Below are 22,110 nucleotides of genomic sequence, written 5' to 3'. Positions count from 1 at the left end.
TGGAGAACTACACCATGCTTGATACCGTTATCCGCTTTTTCCAGGAGGGTGGTCCCTTCATGTACCCGATTGCCATTGTGCTTGCACTGGGGCTGGCGATCACTCTGGAACGTTTCCTGTATCTCGGAGCGGTTCGCCGTCGAAACCGGGTGGCATTTGAGCGCGGCATTCTGCCCGCCCTGCAAAAACGTGATTACCAGCGCGCCATGAAGGCGGCGTCCAGCTCAGACAGCGCAATTGCCTCAGTGCTTGGCGCTGGCATTGCCCGGTTGATCAATAACTGCCGGCGTGAAGACATCGAATACGCGATGGAAGAGGGGCTGATGGAAGTGCTGCCCCGATTGGAAAAGCGCACGCAGTATCTCGCCACCCTGGCCAACATTGCGACGCTGCTGGGCTTGCTTGGCACCATCATTGGCTTGATTGCGGCATTCACCGCGGTTGCTGCCGCAGACCCCGCGCAGAAGGCATCGCTGTTATCGGAAAGTATTTCAGTGGCCATGAATACCACTGCTTTTGGCCTGATGTCGGCCATTCCGCTGCTCCTGTTCCATGCGGTACTGCAGACCCGCACCAACGAGATTGTCGACAGTTTTGAAATGGCGGGGGTCAAGCTCCTTAACATGGTGTCTGAGTCCGCAAACCGGCCGGCGGCGGCCGCCTGATGGTGCCGGCAATCCAGGATCTGATCAGGAGTAGCCGAACATGAGACGTCGACATCGCAGACTGACGGCCTCGGCAGACCTCGACATTACCGCCTTTCTCAATCTGATGATTGTGCTGGTGCCGGTGTTGCTTCTGGGCATGGTGTTCAGCCAGATCCGGATGATCGAGCTTAACTTTCCGGGCATGGAAGCGGGGCAGGCGCCGGATGCCGAATCGTTCCGGCTGGTGGTGACGGTCCTCCCGGAGGGTATTGAGGTGGCGGACAGCGACCGCGGCCTCATTGATGTGTTGCCTGTTACCGGGCAGGGCCAGGCCTATTCACGGCTGAGTGAACTGTTGCAGCAGATTAAATCCCGGATGCCCGACAAGACGGACGTGATCCTGGAAGTCGGACCAGACGTTGACTACCAGACTCTGGTGTCGGTTATGGATACGGTGCGCTCTTACCAGGCGGTGGTGGCAGCGAGCGTTGTGGAAGCAGAGCTCTTTCCGGATGTGTCTTTGATGGATGCTGGTGAGGATCGCAATCTGGCCGCGCGACCGATGGAAGGCAAAGGAGAAGGCGCGTGAAGTTGTCGAGACGAGCCCGACTGCGCCAGCGACACTATGGCCGGATGCACAAGGCGGGTGGCCTGAACCTGGTGTCACTGATGGATATCTTTACCATCCTGGTGTTCTTCCTGATGGTGAATTCCTCGGATGTTAAGGTCATGCAGAACACTGCGGATGTTCCCCTGCCCAGTTCGACCGCCCAACAGGAAGCCGTGGAAAATCTGACGGTACAGGTGGTCGGCCAGTCCATTCTGGTCCAGGGCCGGGAAGTGGCGCGCCTGGACGGCATAGAAGCCACGGATACTCGCATTGCCGGCTTGTCCGAAGAGTTGGCGTACCGAAGGAACCGTTGGGCTGAGGTACCGGAAAACGGTCTTGAAGTTACGATTATGGCAGCGAAAGATACCGATTACCGGTTGCTGAGAAAGATCATGCAGACCTGTGTCGATGAGCAGTTCCGGCAGGTACGACTGGCGGTGGAGTCGGAGGTTCGTAATGGTTGATCACAGGGAGCTGTCGCAACCTTCCCGGCTGCCCTGGTCCAGGGACAGAGCAGAGTCAGGCCGCTTCGGCCTGATAACCGGGCTGATGCTGGCGCTGTTTCTGATTCCTGCCCTCATTATTCCGGGCCTGCAGGTACCGGAACCTGAGCGTGAACAGGCGGAGCAATTGCCGCCTCGGCTGGCGAAGCTGGTACAGCCACCCAAGCCGGTTGAGCCACCCGAGCCGGTTGTGGAGCCAGAACCTGAGCAACCCAAGCCAGAGCCAGAGCCGGAACCGACGCAGGTTGAGGAGCCGCCACAGACCCGTCCTGAGCCGACTGTCGCAAAAACGGAGCCGAAGCCTGCGCCGCAGACGACCGAGCAGGCTCGTGAAACCGCCTCACGTTCCGGCCTGTTTGCCATGAAAGACCGGCTCAGTGCTCTGACGTCTGTGGACACTCCGGCACCTGAGGTGCAGCGTGTCGCGAATGTTAATAACAGTCAGGCGGTTGGCCTGGCACCGGAAACGCCGAATGATTCGGTACTGCAAGGCAGCGGCGGTGTTGAAACCCGCGAAGGGCCAGTTCGGGAAGTCGAACTGGCAAAGCATGAAACCAGTGACGTAGCCGCTCCCCGGGAAACCGCGCCTCAGGTGGCAAGCCAGCCGGAACCCGCCCGGCCGTCAGTGGGCGAGCGTGCCATGAGCAATATCCGGCAAGTATTTGATGCCCAGAAGAGCGTGCTCTATTCGCTGTACCAGCGGGAGTTAAGGCAGGATCCAACCCTTGAGGGTAAGGTTACCCTGGAACTGGTGATTGAGCCGGATGGCAGTGTCTCAGCCTGTGACGTGGTGGGTTCTGAACTGGATCACCCGATGCTGGAGAAGCGCATTGCTTTGCGCGTACAGATGTTCAATTTCGGGGCAGCCAATGTGGAAACCCGGAAGGTACGATTCCCCATCGATTTCCTTCCGGGGTAATGCCAGCCGAAACTCAGTTTTCAATGGTGATTTTCGGCAAGCGGGGTTTTTGCAACGAAATCTTTTCGGTGGGGGCAATCACCTTGGCCTCGCCGGTAACCACCTGATCACCGTTCTGATTGCGCACATCGCAGCCAAAAGAGACACGGTTTTTAGGTTCCTTGCGAAGCACCGACAAGGTGACGGTCAGTGTGTCGTCCAGCTTGACCGGTCGTTTGAACGACAGGCTCTGTTCCAGGTAGATGGTGCCGGGGCCGGGCATGACTGTGGCCAGGGCGGCAGAAATCAGTGAGCCACTCCACATACCATGAGCGATGCGCTCCCGGAACATGGATTCTGCGGCAAACTCCGAATCCAGGTGCACCGGGTTTACGTCCCCGGATACTGCAGCAAACAGCACCAGCTCATCTTCGGTGAGGGTGCGTGTGAAGGTGGCTGAATCGCCTTCGTTCAGTTCGTCGTAGGTAATGTTTTCCAGCGTATCCAGGGTGTCGCTCATCACAGGCTCCGGTGATTCAGTGTTCGAGTACGGTTGTACCGTTTGCTGATCTGAAAACTACCTCATCGTTAACAAAACTGCTATTCTCTCCCCACTTTTTTGAGGCTGATACTTTCGTCGGGTTGATTTTCCCGAGCGATCGGTCTTGGCAAAACATTACAATCAGGGGGCTTCTGAACCCATCCGGTAGTACCCCACAGCGCCAATCAGACAGGAGATGGTGATGGATTTTGAGCAGTTCTATCAAGACAAATACCCAGCTGGCATCCCCCGGGAAATCGATCTCAATAAATACAAGAACATGGTGGATGTTTTTGAGCAGGCGGTACAGAAGTTTGCAGACAAGCCTGCGTTTACAGCAGTTGGCGTTACCCTGACCTATCGGGATCTTGATACTCAGAGCCGTAACTTCGCGGCCTGGCTGCAGAACAAGACTGACCTGAAACCGGGCGACCGCATTGCGGTACAGATGCCGAACGTAACCCAGTATCCGGTGGTTGTGTTTGGGGCCATGCGCGCTGGCCTGATTGTGGTGAACACCAACCCCCTGTACACCACTCGTGAGATGGAGCACCAGTTTAACGATTCTGGCGCAAAGGCTCTGGTTGTTCTGGCCAATATGGCCGACAACGCGGAGAAGGTGTTGCCTCATACCGGCATCGAGCACGTGATCGTGACCGAGATTGCCGATATGCATTCCCCCATCAAGCGTACCCTGATGAATGCCGCGGTGAAGCACCTCAAGAAGATGGTTCCGGCGTTCAACATTCCGGGTGCTCATAAGCTGCCGGCGGTACTCAGTGCCGGTGCCCGTGAAAAGTTTACCCCGGTCGACATCAAGCTGGATGACCTGGCCGTGCTGCAGTACACCGGTGGTACCACTGGTGTTGCCAAGGGTGCCATGCTGACTCACGCCAACCTGGTGGCCAACCTGACACAAGTCCGGCCAATGCTGGAAGATCAGGTGGAAGAGGGCAAGGAAGTGGTGATTGCACCGCTGCCGCTGTACCACATTTACTCCTTCACCCTGAACTGCGGCATTATGCTGGAAGCAGGTGCCCATAACGTTCTGATTCCGAACCCGCGTGATATCCCCGGCTTTGTTAAAGAGCTGCAGAAGCAGAAGTTCTCTGCCTTTATTGGCCTGAATACCTTGTTTGTGGCCCTGTGCAACAACGAGGATTTCCAGGATCTGGACTTCTCTGGCCTCAAGCTGACTGCCTCTGGTGGTATGGCCCTGACCAGTGATACCGCGAAAATGTGGCAGCGTGTGACCGGTTGCGAAATCAGCGAAGGCTACGGTATGACCGAGACCTCGCCGGTGGTTACCTTCAACCCCCGCAGCGCCATCCAGATTGGAACCATCGGTCTGCCGATTCCGTCCACTGTGGTCAAAACCATTGACGACGACGGCAATGAAACACCGGTCGGCGAGCCGGGGGAACTGTGTGTAAGAGGCCCGCAGGTGATGCGCGGTTACTGGCAGCGTCCGGATGATACACAGAAGTCGTTCACCGATGACGGTTTCCTGAAGACCGGCGATGTGGCCCTGATCCAGGAAGACGGTTACATCCGCATTGTGGATCGTAAGAAGGACATGATCATCGTGTCCGGTTTCAACGTGTTCCCGAACGAAATCGAAGATGTTGTGACCACACACCCGAAAGTGGTGGAGTGTGCCGCCGTGGGGATCCCCGATGCCAAGAGCGGTGAAGCGGTGAAGGTTTATGTAGTGCCCACCAAAGAAGGTGTAACCGCCAACGAACTCAAGGAGTTCTGTCGGGAGCGTCTGACCGCCTACAAGGTACCCAAGCACTTTGAGTTCCGTGATGAACTGCCAAAGAGCAACGTAGGCAAGATCCTGCGCCGTGAGCTGCGGGACGAGGCCAACGCCAAGTAACAGGCGAGGCCCTCATGCCAACCAAAGACCCTGCTTCGGCGGGGTCTTTGTGTTTCTTGGCTCCGGTTTTCGTTAGACTGTTTCGCCCTGACGTTCCACCTATCCATTGATGAGCCTGCAGCTGTTAATGACTGACAACACTCGTTCCGATACTCCTGTTGACCCCCGGGCCGCCGTCAAAGCGATGATGAGCCAGCTGGACGCCTGTAACCAGCAGGAGGCCGCCCGCATCATTCGCCGTGTAAGCCGTTGTAAGGGTAGCCCCGGCAATAAGGATCTGGAAAAGATGGCGCAATGGCTGGATCAGGGGCTGGAGAAGGTACGTAAGCGTCAGGCTCTGCACAAGCCGGCCACCTTTCCCGCCGGGTTGCCGGTCAGCGATCGCGTCGAGGACATCAGTGATGCCATCAATAACCATCAGGTGGTGATCATTGCTGGTGAGACCGGGTCCGGTAAAACCACTCAGATTCCGAAGATTTGCCTGAACCTGGGGCGGGGCATCCGCGGGCTTATTGGCCATACCCAGCCCCGGCGTATCGCCGCGCGCAGTGTTTCCAGCCGGATTGCCGAAGAACTGGGTGAGACGGTAGGCCAGCAGGTCGGGTATCAGGTGCGGTTTACCGACAACACCTCGGAATCGTCCCGGGTCAAGGTAATGACCGACGGCATCCTTCTGGCAGAAGTGCAGCATGACCGTTTTCTGGATCGCTATGACACGCTGATTATCGATGAGGCCCACGAGCGCAGCCTGAATATTGATTTTCTGCTCGGCTATCTCAAGCAACTGTTGCCGAAGCGCCCGGATCTGAAAGTCATCATCACCTCGGCCACGATCGAGGTGGAGCGCTTCAGCGAGTTTTTCAACGAAGCGCCGGTGATTGAAGTCAGCGGTCGTACCTTTCCGGTAGATATTCGATATCGCCCCCTGGTTGGGGACGAGGACGACAGGGATCAGGGCTGGACCGATGGTGTTCTCTCGGCGTTGGACGAGATTGAACAGCATGAACGCCAGGAAAAGCAGCCTCCGGGCGATGTACTGGTTTTTCTGCCAGGCGAGCGCGAGATCCGGGCCGTGAGCAAGGTGCTGCGCCACGCCGACCTGCGTCATACCGAAGTGTTGCCGTTGTATTCCCGCCTGAGTAACCAGGAACAGAACCGGGTGTTTCAGGGCCACAAGGGACGGCGGATTGTGTTGTCCACCAACGTGGCTGAGACCTCGCTGACCGTGCCCGGTATTCGCTACGTGATTGATACCGGCGTTGCGCGCATCAGCCGGTACAGTGTGCGCTCGAAAATACAGCGGCTGCCAATTGAACCGATTTCCCAGGCCAGTGCCAACCAGCGGGCAGGCCGGTGTGGCCGTGTGGCGCCGGGGATCTGTTTCCGTCTGTACGACGAAACGGACTTTTTGAACCGCCCGGAATACACCGATCCCGAAATCCTGAGAACCAACCTGGCCTCCGTTATCCTGCAAATGGCGACATCCGGACTGGGTGAGATCCGGCATTTTCCGTTTCTTGAGGCGCCGGACCGTCGTCAGGTCAACGATGGTTACAAGCTGCTGGAAGAGCTTAGCGCCGTCGATGACAAACGGCGTGTCACCAGGCTTGGGCGCACCATGGCCCGATTGCCGCTGGATCCCCGGTTAGCCCGGATGCTGGTGACCTCAGCAGAGCAGGGCAGTCTGGCGGAAGTGTCGATTGTGATTGCCGGCCTGAGCGTTCAGGACCCCAGGGAACGCCCACAGGACAAGCAGCAGGCGGCCGACCAGGCTCACGCACCGTTCAACGACAAGGAATCGGATTTCGCTACCCTGCTGAATATCTGGAACTGGTTTGAGGAGCAGCGGCAGGAATTGTCCCAGAACCAGCTCAAGAAACTGTGCCAGAAAACTTTCCTGAGCTGGATGCGAATGCGTGAGTGGCGGGACATTCACCGCCAGCTCACCCTGATCTGCCGGGAGCAGAAGCTGACATTGAATAGCCAGCCGGCCAACTACGACGCAGTGCATAAAGCCATTCTGGCCGGCTTGCTTGGCCAGGTGGCGGTGAAAGTGGAAAAGCGGGAGTATCTGGCCACCCGAAACCGCAAGGTAATGATTTTCCCGGGTTCCAAAGTTGGCAAGACGGCACCCAAGTGGATTGTGGCGGCCGAGATCGTCGAAACCAGCAAGGTGTTTGCCCGAATGGTGGCGGCCATTCAGCCCGAATGGGTGGAGCCGCTGGCCGGCCACGTGGTAAAGCACCACTTTTTTGAGCCCCACTGGGAGCAGAAGCGTGCGCAGGTGATGGGGTATGAGAAGGTCACACTTTATGGCCTGGATGTGGTCCCCAAGCGCCGCATTCCTTACGCTAAGGTAGACCCCGCCGAGTGCCGGAATCTGTTTATTCGCCGTGCCCTGGTTGAGGGGGATTTCCAGTCCAGGGCGCCGTTTATTGCCCGTAACCGCGAAATGCTGGATACCGTCGAGAATCTGGAGAAGAAAACCCGGCGGCGGGATCTTCTGGTGGATGATGAAGTTTTAGTGGCGTTCTACGATCAGAGACTGCCATCGGATATCGTTAGTGGCCGACATTTTGAGTCCTGGTGGAAAGGATTATCTGCCGAGGAACTGAAGAAGTTGGAGCTGACAGAGGCCGACGTTCTGCAAAGGCCTCTGGATGAGTCCTCGGCCCAGCAGTATCCCGACTACCTGGAATGGGAGGGGGTGAAGTACCCTCTGAGCTACGAATTTGAGCCAACCAGTGAGCGCGACGGTGTCACCCTCAACGTGCCCTTGATGGCTTTGCGACAGATACCCGCCCGACGTCTGGAATGGCTGGTACCGGGGCTGCTTCGGGAAAAATGCATTGCCTTGGTAAAAGGTCTGCCGAAAGCGCTGCGCCGAAATTTTGTGCCGGTACCGGACTTTGTCGACGCCGCGCTGGCCAACCTGCAGCCGGGCAATGAGCCTCTGGCGATCAAACTGGGCGAACAGCTGCGTCGCATGACGGGGGTCCAGATTGATCCGGATGCCTGGCCGGAGGAGGAGCTGCCCCGCCACCTGAGGATGAACCTGAGGGTGACCGGCGATAAAGGCAAGGTCATCGCCGAAAGCCGAGACACCGATGAGCTCCAGGCCAGACTGGAGGGCCGGGCCGAAGAAGCGCTGGCCTCGGCGACGAGAGATGAACCCGGGCAAAAACAGGCGGGTGAATACACCGACTGGCAATTCGGCGCCTTCCCGGAGCAGGTTCAAACAGAAAAAGGCGGTATGCAGGTCACGGTGTACCCGGCTCTGGAAGATCTGGGTAATAAGGTGCGGGCTTCTCGTTGCCTGGACAAGCTCACCGCCGAGGATACCCATCGTCGCGGCGTTGCGCGGCTGATTGTGAACCGGTTCGGCAATACCCTGGTGGATCTTGAACGAAAGCTGCCCCGGTTCAAGCAGTCTGCGTTGATGTTTGCACCGATCGGCCAGGCAAAGGGACTGCTGGATGATCTGGTGTTGTCGACGGTTATGCAGCATTTTCTGGCGGATCAACTGCCCAGAACCGAACAGGCGTTCGCAGAGCTGTTCGACCGCCACCGGGGGGACTTCATTCCTGCTCTGGAAGCTGCTGACGAGCGTCTGTTTCAGGCTATGAACGGCTACCAGAAAGTCGCGAAACAGCTCAAGGGCAAGATCAATCTGGCGCTGGCGGCAAGCATGGCTGACCTCAAATTCCAGTTGCAACATCTGGTGTACCCGGGATTCCTGGTCAATACCCCGGCTCAGTGGCTGGAACGGTTCGGCACCTACTTTGAAGCGGCGGACATCCGGTTGGAAAAAATGCCGCGGGAAATGGGCCGTGAGCGGGAATTTCTTCACACCATTGAGCCATTATGGGCGCGGTATGCCGCGAAACTGGAGCAACAGAAGCGCCAGGGCGTGCGAGACCCGGAGCTGGAAACCTACCGCTGGATGATGGAGGAGTTCCGGGTGTCGTTTTTTGCCCAACAACTGGGCACGGTAATGACGGTTTCGGCGAAGCGGCTGGATAAACAATGGGAAAAGACCCGTATATAACGTTTTCGGATGCACTATAACGGGGCCACTGGACGATAGTCCCACGGGCAATTCTGCCGGACTGTGTTAGTATTTCTGACATCGTGATGTCAGAAACCGTTTTTATAATTGTGACGTGGGGTTATTGTGATTAAAGCCGTCATCAGCGGAACCGGCCTGTATACGCCGCCCGCCATTATCGAGAATGATGAACTGGTTGAAGCGTTCAATCAGTACGTGGAGCTGTTCAACAACGAGCATGCCGACGAAATTGCCCGTGGTGAGGTCGCTGCCCTGCAACCCTCGTCTTCTGCCTTTATTGAAAAAGCCTCCGGTATCAAGCGCCGGCATGTTATTGATCGGGATGGTATTCTTGATCCCCACCGGATGACCCCCTACATTCCGGAGCGCAGCAACGATGAACCGTCGGTACAGTGTGATATGGCTGTGGCCGCGAGCAAGGAAGCCCTGGCCCAGGCGGGTAAAACGGCGGCCGATGTCGATGCCGTCATTGTTGCCTGTTCCAACCTGCAAAGGCCGTATCCGGCCATCGCCATTGAAGTGCAGGAAGCCCTGGGTATTGAAGGCTTTGCCTATGACATGAACGTGGCGTGCAGTTCTGCCACTTTCGGCCTGCAGGCGGCAGTCAACTCGGTCGAAAATGGTGCAGCACGTTCGGTGCTGGTGGTCAGCCCGGAAATCTGCTCCGGCCACTTGAATTTCAGGGATCGGGACAGCCACTTTATCTTCGGTGATGCCTGCACGGCGATACTGGTTGAGCGTGAGGAAGACACCAAAGCCGGCCAGGGTTTTGAAATTCTGGGTACTCGTCTGAAAACCAAGTTTTCCAACAACATCCGGAATAACTTCGGCTTCCTCAATCGTGCCGATGAATCCGGCATTGGCAAGGCGGACAAACTGTTTATCCAGCAAGGGCGGAAGGTGTTCAAGGAAGTCTCGCCCCTGGTGGCCGAGACCATTCAGGGCCACCTGGCATCCCTTTCCCTCAGCCCGGATAATCTCACCCGAATGTGGCTGCATCAGGCCAACCTGAACATGAACCAGTTAATTGCGCGCAAGGTTCTGGGTCGCGATGCCAGTGTGGAAGAGGCTCCGGTGATTCTGGACGAATACGCTAACACCAGTTCCGCTGGTTCCATCATCGCGTTCCACAAATACAAGGACGATCTGAAAGCCGGCGATCTGGGCGTGATCTGCTCATTCGGCGCCGGCTATTCCATTGGCAGCGTCGTGGTTCGCCACCGCTGAGCAGGTTTATCTCGCTGCCAGTGCCCGCAGGGTATCTGGCAGCGGGGTGGATTTGCGTGTCGCCCGGTCCGTCCAGACGATTTTCGCATAGCCTTCCGCGTAGATATCTCCGGTATCCTTGTCTTTCAACAGGTGGTAAGTGTCCAGGCTGGTATTTCCGGCTTTGTCCGCGTAAGTTTCCACCACCACATTGGCGGGGTGAGTCAGCTCCTTCAGGAATGTGGCGCTGGTCTTTATAATGACCGGCCCGGTGGCGTCTTTGGCACCACCGAGTTCCAGTGAGGCAAGCCAGACAATCCGGGCTTCTTCAAAGAAACGAAAGTAAACTGTGTTATTGGCGTGGCCGTATGCATCCATATCACCCCATCGCAGTGCCATGGTGAGGGAGCTGACGGGATTTCCCGGTACTGACATCGGATTTCCTCCGGAAGGTTGAAAAATAATAATAAAGCGCCGGTATTGTTGACGAAACTGAACAGGTTAAACAACCCAAGAGAGCGACATGAAAGAGCGTAAGTCCCGGCGCTGGTCATCCTGGATGGTCATCGCAGTTTTCCCGGCCCTGGCGGTCTTTAATCCGGCCACGGCCCAGAATCTTCAGGAGCCCCCGGGTGAACAGACTATGCCGGTTGAAACCGGCGATCCCTATGAAAACTGGAACCGAAAGGTCTTCGCCTTTAATGATGCTATTGACCGGTGGTTTCTCCGGCCGGTAGCCAAGGGCTATCGCACCGTCACACCAGATCTGGTGGACCGGGGGATTACCAATTTTTTCAATAACCTGACCGAAATCCGTAACTTCACCAACAGCCTTCTGCAGCTGAAGGGTGAGTCTGCGGTTGTGGCGTTTGGCCGTTTTACCTACAACACGGTTTTCGGCCTTGGTGGTTTCTTTGATGTTGCCAACGCCTTCGAGCTGCCCGAGCGGCCAGAGGATTTCGGCCAGACCCTGGCAACCTGGGGAGTGGATTCCGGTCCTTACCTGATGCTGCCGTTGCTTGGGCCGTCCACGCCCCGGTATTTCACGGGTATGGCGGCGGACGGGTTCATGCTGCCTTCGGCGTGGGACTCGGTCGAGAACCCCGAATGGTATTACCTGCGAATGCTCCAGATTGTGGATAAGCGGGCAGACCTGATCCCGGCGGAGAATTTCATTTCCGGGGATCGGTACACGTTTATGCGCAATGCCTTCCTGCAGCGTCGTGAATTCCTGATTAACGATGGTAAGATCACCGAAGATCCTTTCGCGAGTGATGATGACGATCTGATGCTCGACGATTTCTGAGTGTACAAGCCGGGAGGCGACAGGTGATCAAGGACCCGAGAATAACCCGTTTCCGAAAAATGCTGGCGCAGGCCTCGAATTATGAACAGTGGAAAGCGGCCGCACTGGAGCTGGATTTTCTTGAGGGCAATGCTGAATGGAAAGAGGATTTTGCCTCCGATCTTTACCATTACGAGCTGATCTATGATCGCCTGTCCAATCTCAAGCAGTATCGCCAACAGAATGATTTCGAGCGCCTGAAGCGCGCGCTCAGGGAAGGGTTGCATCACGACCTTGGTAACATGGGGAATCCGGCGCTGTACACCCGCTCCCGCGTCGGTACCAAACACCTGATTGAAGAATATATCACTCAGGTCTGTGAGTCGCTGGATTACCTGTGTGACCACCCGGTCCCTGGCTTCCCGGTGTATGACAAACTGCAGTTTTTCCGCGACACCCTGACAAGCTACGGGCGGCCCACCTTACTGTTGAGTGGTGGCGCCAGTCTGGGCATGTTCCATTTCGGGGTTATCAAGGCGCTCTGGGAGAAAGGCCTTTTGCCGCAGGTGATTGCCGGCTCCAGCATCGGCGCCATTATCGCCGGCATTCTGGGAGTTCATACCGATGCTGAAATTCCTGAAATGCTGGTGCCTGAAAGCCATAACCTGAAAGCATGGAAATGGCGGGGGTTGTTAAGCGCCATGCGCGGAACCGGTCTGATGGATCAGGACACATTGCGCCGATGCCTGCGGGAGAATATTGGCGACTATACCTTTGAGGAAGCCTACCAGCGCACGGGGCGCAGTATTAATATCAGTGTGTCTCCGGTGCAGGCGCATCAGAAAGCCCGCTTGCTGTGCGGTTACACGTCACCGTACCTGTTGGTGTGGAGTGCTGCCCTGGCTAGTGCCGCTGTACCGGGTATTTTCCCGCCGGTAACGCTGATGAAAAAAGATCTTAACGGTAATTCGCTGCCCTACATGCCGCGGCTCAAGTTTGTGGACGGCTCTGTTGTGAGCGATCTGCCTATTGAACGACTGATGCACCTTTATGATGTAAATTTCACCATTGTCAGCCAGACCAACCCTCACGTGGTGCCGTTTCTGACGGATCGTGGCCAGGATGAAAAACTGTCGCTGACCAATCTGCCGTCCCACTTGCTGAAATCCGAGATACAGTTCCACGGGCAAGGCGTATTCGATTACCTTCGAAAACGTGTTCGGCCAGAGATCCTGCGGCAGCTTTCCGGCCAGATGTATACCATTATGGCTCAGCGATACTCCGGCGATGTGACCATCGCACCAAACTATTCCCTGCGGCATTTTCGGCGTATGCTTGCCAACCCGAGCCCTGAGTATGTTCGTGAGATGATTCTGGAAGGTGAGCGGGCGACCTGGCCCAAGATATCCATGATCCGCTCCCACGCACGGATCTCGAAAACCCTGGAGCGTTGCGTTCGCCGCCTGAAACAGCAAAACCGGCGCGCAGCGGAACTCAAACTGGTAAGCGGTGATACCCCGGCCAGGCCCTGAGGAACCATGTACTACGATTTCTTCGGCTTTCGTGAGCCGCCATTTTCAATCGCTCCCGACCCCCGATATCTCTACCTCAGCGATCGCCACAAGGAAGCACTGGCGCACCTGATGTACGGTGTGCAGGGGCAGGGCGGTTTCATTGTGATCACTGGCGAGGTGGGCACCGGTAAAACCACGGTTTGCCGCTGCTTCATAGAAAACGCGCCGGCACATGTGGATATTGCGTTGGTCCTGAATCCGCGCCTGTCCGCCAGGGAACTGTTGTCGTCCGTTTGTGATGAACTGGAAATAGCGCATCAACCTGATGCCAGTATCAAAACCCTGGTCGACAGCATCAACCAGGATTTGTTGAAAGCCCACGCTGCGGGCCGGCACAAGGTGTTGATTATTGATGAGGCCCAGAACCTCTCTGCTGAGGTGCTCGAACAGCTGCGCCTGCTGACCAACCTGGAAACCTCGGAAAAGAAACTGCTGCAGATTGTTCTGCTTGGCCAGCCGGAATTGCAGGAGATCCTGGCTCTGCCGGAACTTCGCCAGCTTAATCAAAGGGTCACGGCACGCTACCACCTGGATGCAATAGACCGGCAGGAATTGCCTGCCTATCTGCAGTACCGGCTTAATGTTGCCGGTATGCGGGGTGATATTTTTACCCCCGGGGCGGTCCGTAGACTGTATCGGGAAAGTCAGGGCGTACCCCGGCTTATCAATCTGATCAGCGACCGGGCACTGCTCGGCGCCTATGCGGAGGGAGATCATCTGATCTCCGTCACCCACATTCGCAAAGCGGCAAAAGAGGTCAATGGCGGGCTGGCGATGGCCCCGGCCGGCGGGACGTTCCGAAGCCGGGGCAGTCATGTATGGTTGGTTGTCGCCTCGGTCATACTGGCCATCATTGGCACCTTGTGGCTGCTTGAACTTCCTGGTTCACCCACCCCGGCACTCGCCGAGCCCAAGGCCGAACGGTCCGTTGCAGGTGTGATTGAACGGGAGGCAGAGCCTGAGCCCCAAACGGTATCAGATTCTGACCAGCCGGAAATCGTGGCGCCGGAGCCAACATCGCAGGGGTTCGTGTTCAACCAGCACACCCAGTCGTTGGCTGAGGCCTTCGGCGCTTTGTTTGATCTGTGGGGCAAGAATTATGAACCGTCGGCCAACCCGATCGCCTGTGATTACGCCGCAACGGTAGGGCTGGCCTGCCTTGAACGCCAGGGCAGTCGGAGAAGCCTGGAGTTTATCAATCGGCCGGCCATCCTTCAGTTAAGGGATGAACGCGGTCGTACCCGCCAGGTAGTTGTGGAACAGCTGGATGGTGAGCTGGCCATGATTGCGACGCCGGTGGGCAGCCAACAAGTGCCGTTTCGCGAGATTGAGGAATACTGGTACGGTGATTTCAGGGTACTTTGGCGAATTCCTGAATTCATGACCGGCGATGGTTTCTACGGCGATGATTCTGGCCAGCAGTTATGGATCGGTGCCCGGATGATGGAGCTTGCAGAGCGTCTGAGCAGTGGTGGGCAGGAGGCGGCCCGGGTGAAGCGTATGGAGATGACGGACCAGGTGCGCTGGTATCAGGAAAAACGTGGGCTCACTGTGGATGGTATTGCAGGCGCCATGACCATTATCCAGATGAACAACGATCTGGCCGAGAATATTCCACGTCTGGTTTCGTCGGTGATGGTCAGGAGCGGGTAGCGTATGTCGTATATTCTCGATGCGCTCCGAAAATCTGAAGCGGAGCGCCGACAGGGCAAAGCGCCTGATCTCGGACAACCGGTACAGATGGTATACCGCCCCAAACGTAAGCCGGTATCGGCCGTGGTGTGGGTTGCACTGGCCTTGTTAGTGAACGCGGGTGTGCTTGCCTGGTTGTTCTGGCCGGAGCGAGACGCAAAGATCGTGACGGTGCAGGAGGCTCCTGCTGTAGCCCAGGAACAGTCCGAACCGGTACCCGATGTGCCGGCGGCTCAGCCTGAGCCTGAGCCGCTTCCAGAGACTGAAATAGCGGATCCGGTCCGGGTTTCCGGAGGGCAGGACCTGTCTCAGGCAACAGGTACAGGTGTGGTCACTGAGGCAGATGATGCCATGTCAGATGAGTCCGGGGTCAACCAGCAGTCCTGGGACGAACCTGTCGTCATTGTTCCAAGTCGGTCCGAAAGTGAGCCGTTACCACAATCTGCCTTGACGGAACGGGTGCCGCAGGGCAGGGTGCCTCATCTCGTGGAACTGCCCCTTTCTTTTCAGAAGAGTGTCCCTGATTTGACCTTTAACAGTCATATTTTTGCATCTGATCCTTCCGCCAGTCGGGTGATGATTAATGGTCATTACCTGAAACCGGGAGATGGCTTTGGGCCGCTGTTGGTGGAACGTATTACCGAAGACGGCGTGGTGCTCAGCAAGAACGGCCAGTTTTTCCGTGTAGGTACCGTGCGTGACTGGGTGAGCCCGAGATAATGGCGCTGACCGAGGACGTTAAACAGCAGATTCAGAAAGCCTATCGGGATGTGTTGGCGGGCAAGGATATCCGTGCCCGTTATGGCCAGCGCTTGATGATTGCGGAGATTGCCCGGTATATGGGGGAAATCACCGATAACGATGGCCAGCGCACTTCCCCGCCGGCTACCTGCGTGGTGGAGGCTGGTACCGGTACAGGTAAAACGCTGGCCTACCTCATCGCCGCCATTCCGGTGGCGAAAGCCCTTGGCAAGACTCTGGTGATTTCCACCGCCACGGTGGCGCTTCAGGATCAAATCGTTCTGAAAGATCTGCCAGACCTGCGTAAACACAGCAAGCTGGATTTCAGCTGGACTCTTGCCAAAGGCCGTGGTCGTTACCTGTGTATGTCGCGACTGGAAGCGAGGCTGCACGATGAGGGCCATGGTGACAGCGATACCATGCCGTTGTTCCTGTTGGATCAGCCGGTAGACGACGAAGCCCGTAGCCGGGCCACCTTTGAAAACATGCTTGCCAGTTATGGTTCCCGGGACTGGGACGGCGACCGGGATCACTGGCCGGAACAGATTCCCGATGAAATCTGGCGTCAGGTGACGACTGATCATCGCCAGTGCACCAACCGGCACTGCGCCTACTTTGACAGTTGTGCGTTCTTTGATGCCCGCAAGGATCTGGACGATGCCGATGTGGTGGTGGCCAATCACGACCTGGTGCTGGCGGATCTGGCCCTGGGCGGTGGTGCCATTCTCCCGGAGCCGGAGAACGCGCTGTTCATCTTCGATGAAGCCCATCACCTGCCAGACAAGGCCCTGAACCATTTCGCCGCGTCAGTGCCGCTGAACTCCACCCGGCAATGGCTGAAACAGCTTTCCCAGGCGCTGGTCAAGATGCAGCCCTGGCTTCCAGCGGGCTCCCAGGCCGCCAAAGCGGTTGAAAAGATCAGTACCGCGGGCCGGGACCTGGACCTGGCTCTCACTCGCGTGTACGAAGAGGTTGAGCAGAATACCGGCTGGGAATTCAACGAAGAGCGCCGCAGTGCCCAGTGGCGGTATCCGGATGGTGCCTTGCCCGAGAAGCTGGCCGAACTGGCTGGGGAAACACGAATCGCCACGGCAGGGTTGTGTCGGCACCTCGGAACATTGGTCGATGAACTCCAGAGCGCATTCGATGAGCGCAAGGATCCGGAGCTGGACCGGGACACAGCAGATTCCTGGTATCCGGTAGTAGGTTCCTTTCATGCAAGGGCGGAAGATCAGCTGCGGTTGTGGATTGCCTGGAGCGAAGGTGTCGCCATCGTCAGTGATGAAGAGGAGCCGGTGGTCGAAGCTCCTGCCCGTAAAGGCCCACCGGCGGCAAGGTGGGCAGTGCGCCAGCGCTGGGACCATGCAGAAGACATTACCTTGTTCAGCTCGCCGGTACTGGCCGATAACCTGCTTTATTCGAGATTGTGGTCGAGGGCTTACGGAGCGGTACTTACCAGCGCCACGCTGACGGCGCTCGGGCGCTTTGATCGCCTTCGTTCACGGGCCGGATTGCCTGAGGCCAGCCGTTATCTGGTAGTGCCCAGTTCTTTCCGGTACGCCGAAATGGCGACGGTGGAAGTGCCGGCCATGGTCGCGATGCCTACCGACGATGGTTTCGCCGATGCCCTGGTCAAGCGTTTACCGGAGCTCTGGGCCGGAGAAAAGGCAACACTGGTCCTGTTCACGTCGCGCCGTCAGATGCAGCAGGTTCGTGATGCGCTGGCGCCTGAATACCCGGAACTGATCCTGACCCAGGACGATATGGCCAAGAATGAGGTGCTCAGGGTGCATTGCAGCCGGGTTGACGAAGGTAAGCCCAGTGTACTGTTTGGTGTGGCCAGTTTTGCAGAGGGCATTGACCTGCCGGGGCGCTATCTGCACCACGTGGTGATCACCCGGTTGCCCTTTTCGGTACCGGATGACCCCATTGAAGCCAGTCTGGCCGAGTGGGTGACCCAGCGCGGAGGCAATCCCTTTATGGAAATCACGGTGCCGGATGCTTCTGTCAAACTGGTACAGGCCGTTGGCCGCCTGCTGCGAACGGAACAGGACACGGGGCGGGTGACCATTCTGGACCGCAGGATTGTGGCGCGACGCTACGGCCAGTTGCTGTTGGATGCACTCCCGCCGTTTCGCCGCATCATTGAACATTAGGTTTCTCGCAAATCTGTAAACTGACCCATAAAAAAAGAGCCAGCCCGCAAGGGGTGGCTCTCATGGAAGGGGTTCTTAACGAACCCGGGCGTCGAAACAACGCGGAACAAGAAGTCTGAAGGCCTGAATTTCAGATTTCGAGGTAAGGCGTTAACCTCACCATGGTTAAATGATAGGGCTTAAAGGGGCGTAAACGGATCGTCCAAAGGGCGTAGTGACCAGGCTTAATTGGTGTCAAATGTGATGTTCATCACATTTTCGCGACATCCTCCAGCAACCCCACCTCCCGTGCTTTCGCCAGCGCCTCGGTGCGCCGGCTCACGCCGAGCTTGCCGTACAGGTTCCTGATGTGCGCTTTCACGGTAGCCGGGGCAACGGACATGCGCTCAGCAATTTCTTTATTGGCCAGTCCCTGATGGATCAGCACAAGCACTTCCTGCTCACGCTGGCTCAACGGTTCCGCCAGAACATTTGCAGCCTCACCCCCCGAACGGGCAGTCTCGTTGGTACGACTGGTTTCCTGGGCACCATTGGAAGACGGTTCGCCAGGCTGCTCTGCAGCAAGTTCCCGAAGCATTGCGAGCAACTCCCGGTTCCACCGGCCCGGGGTGCGTAGTCTGGGAAAATCCAGAAGCATGTCCCGCAGGGCAGTGCTCTCTTCCGCGAACAGGCGCAGAAAACCCGCGTTTTCGGCCCGGTCCAATGCCTTCTCCAGCATGGCATCGGACTCGTCGGCACGGCCCTCGTGGGCGAGCGCCTCGGCGTACACCAGAAGAATCTCCACCAGATGCCGGTTGTGGGCGTTGCGTTCCGCCGTTGGAATCAGAGCGGACAGGGTGTCCTGGGCTTGCTGATATTCGCCCAGTGCATTCTGCACCCGGGCCAGGGCAATCTGGTTCTGCTCCCGGTTAAGCGGATTTGTCGCTGGTTGGTCCAGAGCGGGTTGCAAACAGGCGCGGGCCTTGTCGGCGTGGCCGGAGGCCAGGTAGCAGCGTGCCAGCAACGCGGAAGCGGCCGGGGGCTCGAATACAATGTGTTCCCTCCGGCGCCGGCCGGTGGTCACGGCATCTTCCAGTGCCTCAACCGCCGTTTCCAGGTCACCCCGGGTAAAGGCGAGGTGTCCCCGTACATACTGGATCACCACATGCTGGCCCGGTTCGGTACCCTTTCGTACATGATCGAGCAGGGGGGCCAGGTATCCGTCGGCGGTGCTGATCTGGTTTCGCTCGCGATAGATTTCTGTCAATGCACTGTTTTGCCAGCAGGAGATCAGTCTCGGCTGGCTGGGGTCCGAATAGTGTTCGTCCACCCATTGTCGGACTCGCCCCGTCGTCTCAAGAGCAAGATCGGTATCGCCACGGTGGTATTGAATCCAGGCGAGCAGGCCGCCGGATGACAGAACGGTACTTGCTTTGCGCTCTACCTGGCCATAATGAACGGCAGACTCCAGAGCCTCCTCGGCGTCATTCAGTTCGCCCTTGCCGAAATAATCCAGGCCCAGGCCGTAATAGGTGACGGACTTCAGGGGAATGCTGATCTGATCAATGTCCTTCAGCACCTGCCGGGTTAGATCCGAGGCGTTTTTCTCATCGTTGCGGGTGCGGGCCAGGTAGGATCTCACCAGCGAAATCTCGCTGTGCAACGCCAGGGCGCCTTCCGCGTCAGGGTGCGAATCGGCAACACGGCGGTCCAGCAGGTCCTCAACTTCCAGCAGAAGCGGGTCCAGGCTTTCCACCCGGTTTGCGAAAAACAGGCCCCAGATTCTGAGCATCTGCAGTTGCGGGCTGTCCTGAATCTTGTGGGCAGGGATAGCATCCAGCCATTCAAGTACCGGAAGGTGATAGCCGCCATGAATCAGGTTGTTGCCGTGTTCCGCCAGAACCGCCGCCAGATGGTCTGTATCGTTGCGCCGGACGATCTGGACAATCCCTTCCTGGACATGGCCATGGCGCAGTAGCCAGTCAATGGCTCGGGATTGCAGTTCCGAGGCATGGGAGGGGGCGGCACTCTGGATTCGCTGTAACAGGGCTTCCCGAAACAGGTCGTGGTAACGGAACCACTCGTTGCTGTTGTCCAGCGGGATCAGAAAGAGATTCTGGGACAAAAGGCTGGACAGCTTTTCCTGACTGTCCTGGCGTTGCCTGACGGCATTGCACAAAGGGGCGCACAAGCGCGGACAACAGGCTGTTTCCAGCAGGAAGTCCGTCAGCTCTTCGGGAAGCTGCTCTAGCACTTCGGTAAGGACATAATCGGAAATCAGTCGGCTGTCCGGTGAGCCCATGGCCTGGCCGGGCACGACGGCTTCTTTCTTGCCCGCCAACGCTGAAAGCTGCATGGCGGCGACCCAGCCTTCGGTTTTACGGCATATCGACCGAATGTCGTCCTCGGACAGCTCCATGGCCATAGTGCTGCGGAAGAATTCCTGACATTCCTCTTCGGAAAACGCGAGCAGACCGGGGTGGATGTCCTGAACCTGACGACGGACGCGCCAGCGGGCCAGTGGCAGCGGTGGCTCAGTTCGTGACGCCAGGGTCACCAGGATACCGGGTGGCAGATAGTCCAGAAACCACGCGAGCTGGCGATGGAGGGTGTCGTTACTGATAACGTGGTAGTCATCCATCACCAGAGACCAGGCATTGCCATCTGCCGCGAGAACATTCAAAAGGCCGGTAATGGCGGGTGTGAGTTCGTCGTCGTCCTGCCTGGCCAGCAGTTTCTTGCAGTCCTCCAGCCCGATCAGGCCGGCATGCTCGAAGGCGCCAATCACGTACTGCCAGAACTGCCTTGGCTTGTCGTCGTGCTCGTCCAGTGAGAGCCAGGCGGTGGGCATGCTGTTGCCGGCGCACCATTGGCTGGCCAGGGTGGTCTTGCCGTAACCCGCCGGTGCAATAACCAGATTCAGTCGTTTGCCGGATTCCGGTTGCAGCAGGGTGTCCAGCCGTTGACGTTGAACGGCTCTGGAATCGGGTGTTGGCCGGAGGAATTTGGTTGTCAGCAGCATGGCTTCCCGGGATCTGGGCACGTTTGATTAGCGATTGTGTGCTTTGTCACACACAAGTCAAGGGCTGTGTTGACGCAAGGTGTTGTCGGGCCAGCGAAACCAGAGATTTGGTCTACACTGAATACAGATTGCCTTGTATACCAAAAAAGAATGAAAAATTGATCCTTTATGCGTATTATCCGGTTATGAATCCACCAGCGTTCACGAGTTGAGCCTGAGGCACTGACTCAGGGCCGGAAATCCAGGGAGCGACAAGATTAATGAAATTACAGCAGCTGCGTTATATCTGGGAAGTTGCGCACCACGACCTGAATGTGTCCGCCACCGCCCAGAGCCTGTTCACCTCACAACCGGGCATTTCCAAACAGATTCGTTTGCTCGAGGACGAGCTGGGGCTTGAGGTGTTTGCCCGCAGCGGCAAGCACCTGACCCGCATTACCCCCGGCGGCGAGATCATCATCCGGGAGGCAGGGGAGATCCTGCGTCGGGTCGAGGGCATCAAGAAAATTGCCCAGGAGTTCAGTAACCAGCGTAAAGGCGACCTGAGCATCGCGACCACCCACACCCAGGCGCGTTATGCGCTGCCGCCGGTCATCCGGGGCTTTATTGAGGAGTATCCGGATGTGTCCTTGCACATGCACCAGGGCACACCCATGCAGATTTCAGAGATGGCCGCCAACGGGGCGGTGGATTTTGCCATTGCCACTGAAGGCATGGACCTGTTCAACGATCTGATCATGATGCCCTGCTATAAATGGAACCGCTGCGTGATCGTTCCCAAGGATCACCCTCTGGCAAAAGGTCAGGAACTGACGCTTGAAGAACTGGCAGAGTACTCCCTGGTTACCTACGTGTTCGGGTTCACCGGGCGATCCAAGCTGGACGAGGCATTCCAGTCACGGGGGCTGACCCCGAAAGTGGTGTTTACCGCAGCGGATGCCGACGTTATCAAAACTTATGTGCGACTGGGTCTGGGCGTCGGCATTATCGCCAGTATGGCGTTCGATCCCAAGGTGGATACTGATCTCGTGGCGCTGGATGCCAGCAAGCTGTTCAGGGCATCGGTCACCCGTATTGGTTTTCGCAAAGGAACCTTCCTGCGGGGCTACATGTACGACTTCATGGAACGGTTCGCGCCCCATCTCACCAAGGAAAAGGTGGATGAAGCCGTGGCCCATCAGGGAAGCCGTTCCGAAATCCAGGAGCTATTCAAGGATATCGAGCTGCCTACCTACTGAGGTTGGGGCCAATGAAAAGCCCGCGGGCCGTTAAGGCGACGCGGGCTTTTTTGTGGGCACAGCTTCGGGC

The 22,110-nt window shown here is 57.4% G+C and carries 16 protein-coding genes; 13 read left to right on the top strand and 3 right to left on the bottom strand.

The window, feature by feature from the left end; all coding sequences use genetic code 11:
- The first annotated feature begins 14 nt into the window (after nucleotides 1–14).
- The 4 genes from ACSSVV_RS00910 to ACSSVV_RS00895 are packed head-to-tail and all read left to right on the top strand — an operon-like array spanning nucleotide 15 to nucleotide 2,679.
- Nucleotides 15–665 carry a MotA/TolQ/ExbB proton channel family protein gene (locus ACSSVV_RS00910; RefSeq protein ID WP_014421339.1) on the top strand — a complete coding sequence of 217 codons (651 nt, stop codon included), beginning with the start codon at nucleotides 15–17 and terminating at the stop codon, nucleotides 663–665.
- A 40-nt stretch (nucleotides 666–705) separates the two neighbouring features.
- Entirely contained in the window at nucleotides 706–1,236 is a 531-nt protein-coding gene (locus tag ACSSVV_RS00905; protein WP_023010082.1) for an ExbD/TolR family protein, read from the top strand.
- Nucleotides 1,233–1,721 (top strand): ExbD/TolR family protein, encoded by a 489-nt coding sequence (locus tag ACSSVV_RS00900; protein ID WP_011785081.1) that lies wholly within the window; start codon nucleotides 1,233–1,235, stop codon nucleotides 1,719–1,721. Before ACSSVV_RS00905 ends, ACSSVV_RS00900 begins: the two co-directional genes overlap by 4 nt.
- Entirely contained in the window at nucleotides 1,714–2,679 is a 966-nt protein-coding gene (locus ACSSVV_RS00895) for an AgmX/PglI C-terminal domain-containing protein (RefSeq protein WP_014421342.1), read from the top strand. Before ACSSVV_RS00900 ends, ACSSVV_RS00895 begins: the two co-directional genes overlap by 8 nt.
- A gap of 13 nt (nucleotides 2,680–2,692) precedes the next feature.
- Here the strand turns inward: ACSSVV_RS00895 and ACSSVV_RS00890 are convergent, their stop codons facing one another.
- Nucleotides 2,693–3,178: a MaoC/PaaZ C-terminal domain-containing protein gene (locus tag ACSSVV_RS00890; protein WP_011785079.1), complete on the bottom strand. Its 486-nt coding sequence runs from the start codon at nucleotides 3,176–3,178 to the stop codon at nucleotides 2,693–2,695.
- 223 nt (nucleotides 3,179–3,401) lie between these two features.
- On the opposite strand from ACSSVV_RS00890, the gene ACSSVV_RS00885 reads away from it, so the two are divergent.
- The 3 genes from ACSSVV_RS00885 (at nucleotide 3,402) to ACSSVV_RS00875 (ending at nucleotide 10,374) form a co-directional block, all read left to right on the top strand.
- Nucleotides 3,402–5,078 (top strand): long-chain fatty acid--CoA ligase, encoded by a 1,677-nt coding sequence (locus ACSSVV_RS00885; protein ID WP_228223539.1) that lies wholly within the window; start codon nucleotides 3,402–3,404, stop codon nucleotides 5,076–5,078.
- 127 nt (nucleotides 5,079–5,205) lie between these two features.
- Nucleotides 5,206–9,126: an ATP-dependent RNA helicase HrpA gene (gene hrpA, locus ACSSVV_RS00880; RefSeq protein ID WP_454105390.1), complete on the top strand. Its 3,921-nt coding sequence runs from the start codon at nucleotides 5,206–5,208 to the stop codon at nucleotides 9,124–9,126.
- A gap of 126 nt (nucleotides 9,127–9,252) precedes the next feature.
- Nucleotides 9,253–10,374, top strand: a complete 1,122-nt coding sequence (locus ACSSVV_RS00875; RefSeq protein ID WP_014421346.1) for a beta-ketoacyl-ACP synthase III — start codon at nucleotides 9,253–9,255, stop codon at nucleotides 10,372–10,374.
- A 6-nt stretch (nucleotides 10,375–10,380) separates the two neighbouring features.
- Here ACSSVV_RS00875 and ACSSVV_RS00870 read toward each other — a convergent pair whose 3' ends face one another.
- Nucleotides 10,381–10,788, bottom strand: coding sequence for an acyl-CoA thioesterase (locus ACSSVV_RS00870; RefSeq protein ID WP_454105389.1), 408 nt, complete (start codon nucleotides 10,786–10,788; stop codon nucleotides 10,381–10,383).
- 88 nt (nucleotides 10,789–10,876) lie between these two features.
- Between ACSSVV_RS00870 and ACSSVV_RS00865 the strand changes: the two genes are divergently transcribed.
- The 5 genes from ACSSVV_RS00865 to dinG are packed head-to-tail and all read left to right on the top strand — an operon-like array spanning nucleotide 10,877 to nucleotide 17,801.
- Nucleotides 10,877–11,659, top strand: coding sequence for an MlaA family lipoprotein (locus tag ACSSVV_RS00865; RefSeq protein WP_454105388.1), 783 nt, complete (start codon nucleotides 10,877–10,879; stop codon nucleotides 11,657–11,659).
- Nucleotides 11,660–11,682: 23 nt separating this feature from the next.
- The gene (locus tag ACSSVV_RS00860; RefSeq protein WP_454105387.1) at nucleotides 11,683–13,170 is read left to right on the top strand and encodes a DUF3336 domain-containing protein; all 1,488 of its coding nucleotides are present in this window, start codon (nucleotides 11,683–11,685) and stop codon (nucleotides 13,168–13,170) included.
- A 6-nt stretch (nucleotides 13,171–13,176) separates the two neighbouring features.
- On the top strand, nucleotides 13,177–14,865 hold the full coding sequence (locus ACSSVV_RS00855) for an AAA family ATPase (RefSeq protein ID WP_273029955.1): 1,689 nt from the start codon (nucleotides 13,177–13,179) through the stop codon (nucleotides 14,863–14,865).
- Between the two features lie 3 nt (nucleotides 14,866–14,868).
- A complete protein-coding gene (locus tag ACSSVV_RS00850; RefSeq protein WP_454105386.1) occupies nucleotides 14,869–15,624 on the top strand; it encodes a general secretion pathway protein GspB in 756 nt (251 codons plus the stop codon).
- The gene (gene dinG / locus ACSSVV_RS00845) at nucleotides 15,624–17,801 is read left to right on the top strand and encodes an ATP-dependent DNA helicase DinG (protein WP_454105385.1); all 2,178 of its coding nucleotides are present in this window, start codon (nucleotides 15,624–15,626) and stop codon (nucleotides 17,799–17,801) included. Before ACSSVV_RS00850 ends, dinG begins: the two co-directional genes overlap by 1 nt.
- A 250-nt stretch (nucleotides 17,802–18,051) precedes the next feature.
- Here the strand turns inward: dinG and ACSSVV_RS00840 are convergent, their stop codons facing one another.
- Nucleotides 18,052–20,802 (bottom strand): LuxR C-terminal-related transcriptional regulator, encoded by a 2,751-nt coding sequence (locus ACSSVV_RS00840; protein WP_454105384.1) that lies wholly within the window; start codon nucleotides 20,800–20,802, stop codon nucleotides 18,052–18,054.
- A 260-nt stretch (nucleotides 20,803–21,062) separates the two neighbouring features.
- On the opposite strand from ACSSVV_RS00840, the gene cysB reads away from it, so the two are divergent.
- Nucleotides 21,063–22,040, top strand: a complete 978-nt coding sequence (gene cysB / locus ACSSVV_RS00835; RefSeq protein WP_022991154.1) for an HTH-type transcriptional regulator CysB — start codon at nucleotides 21,063–21,065, stop codon at nucleotides 22,038–22,040.
- Nucleotides 22,041–22,110: the final 70 nt, after the last annotated feature.

The sequence above is a fragment of the Marinobacter sp. MBR-105 genome, assembly GCF_053628895.1.
This window is presented reverse-complemented; position numbering and strand designations above follow the sequence as displayed.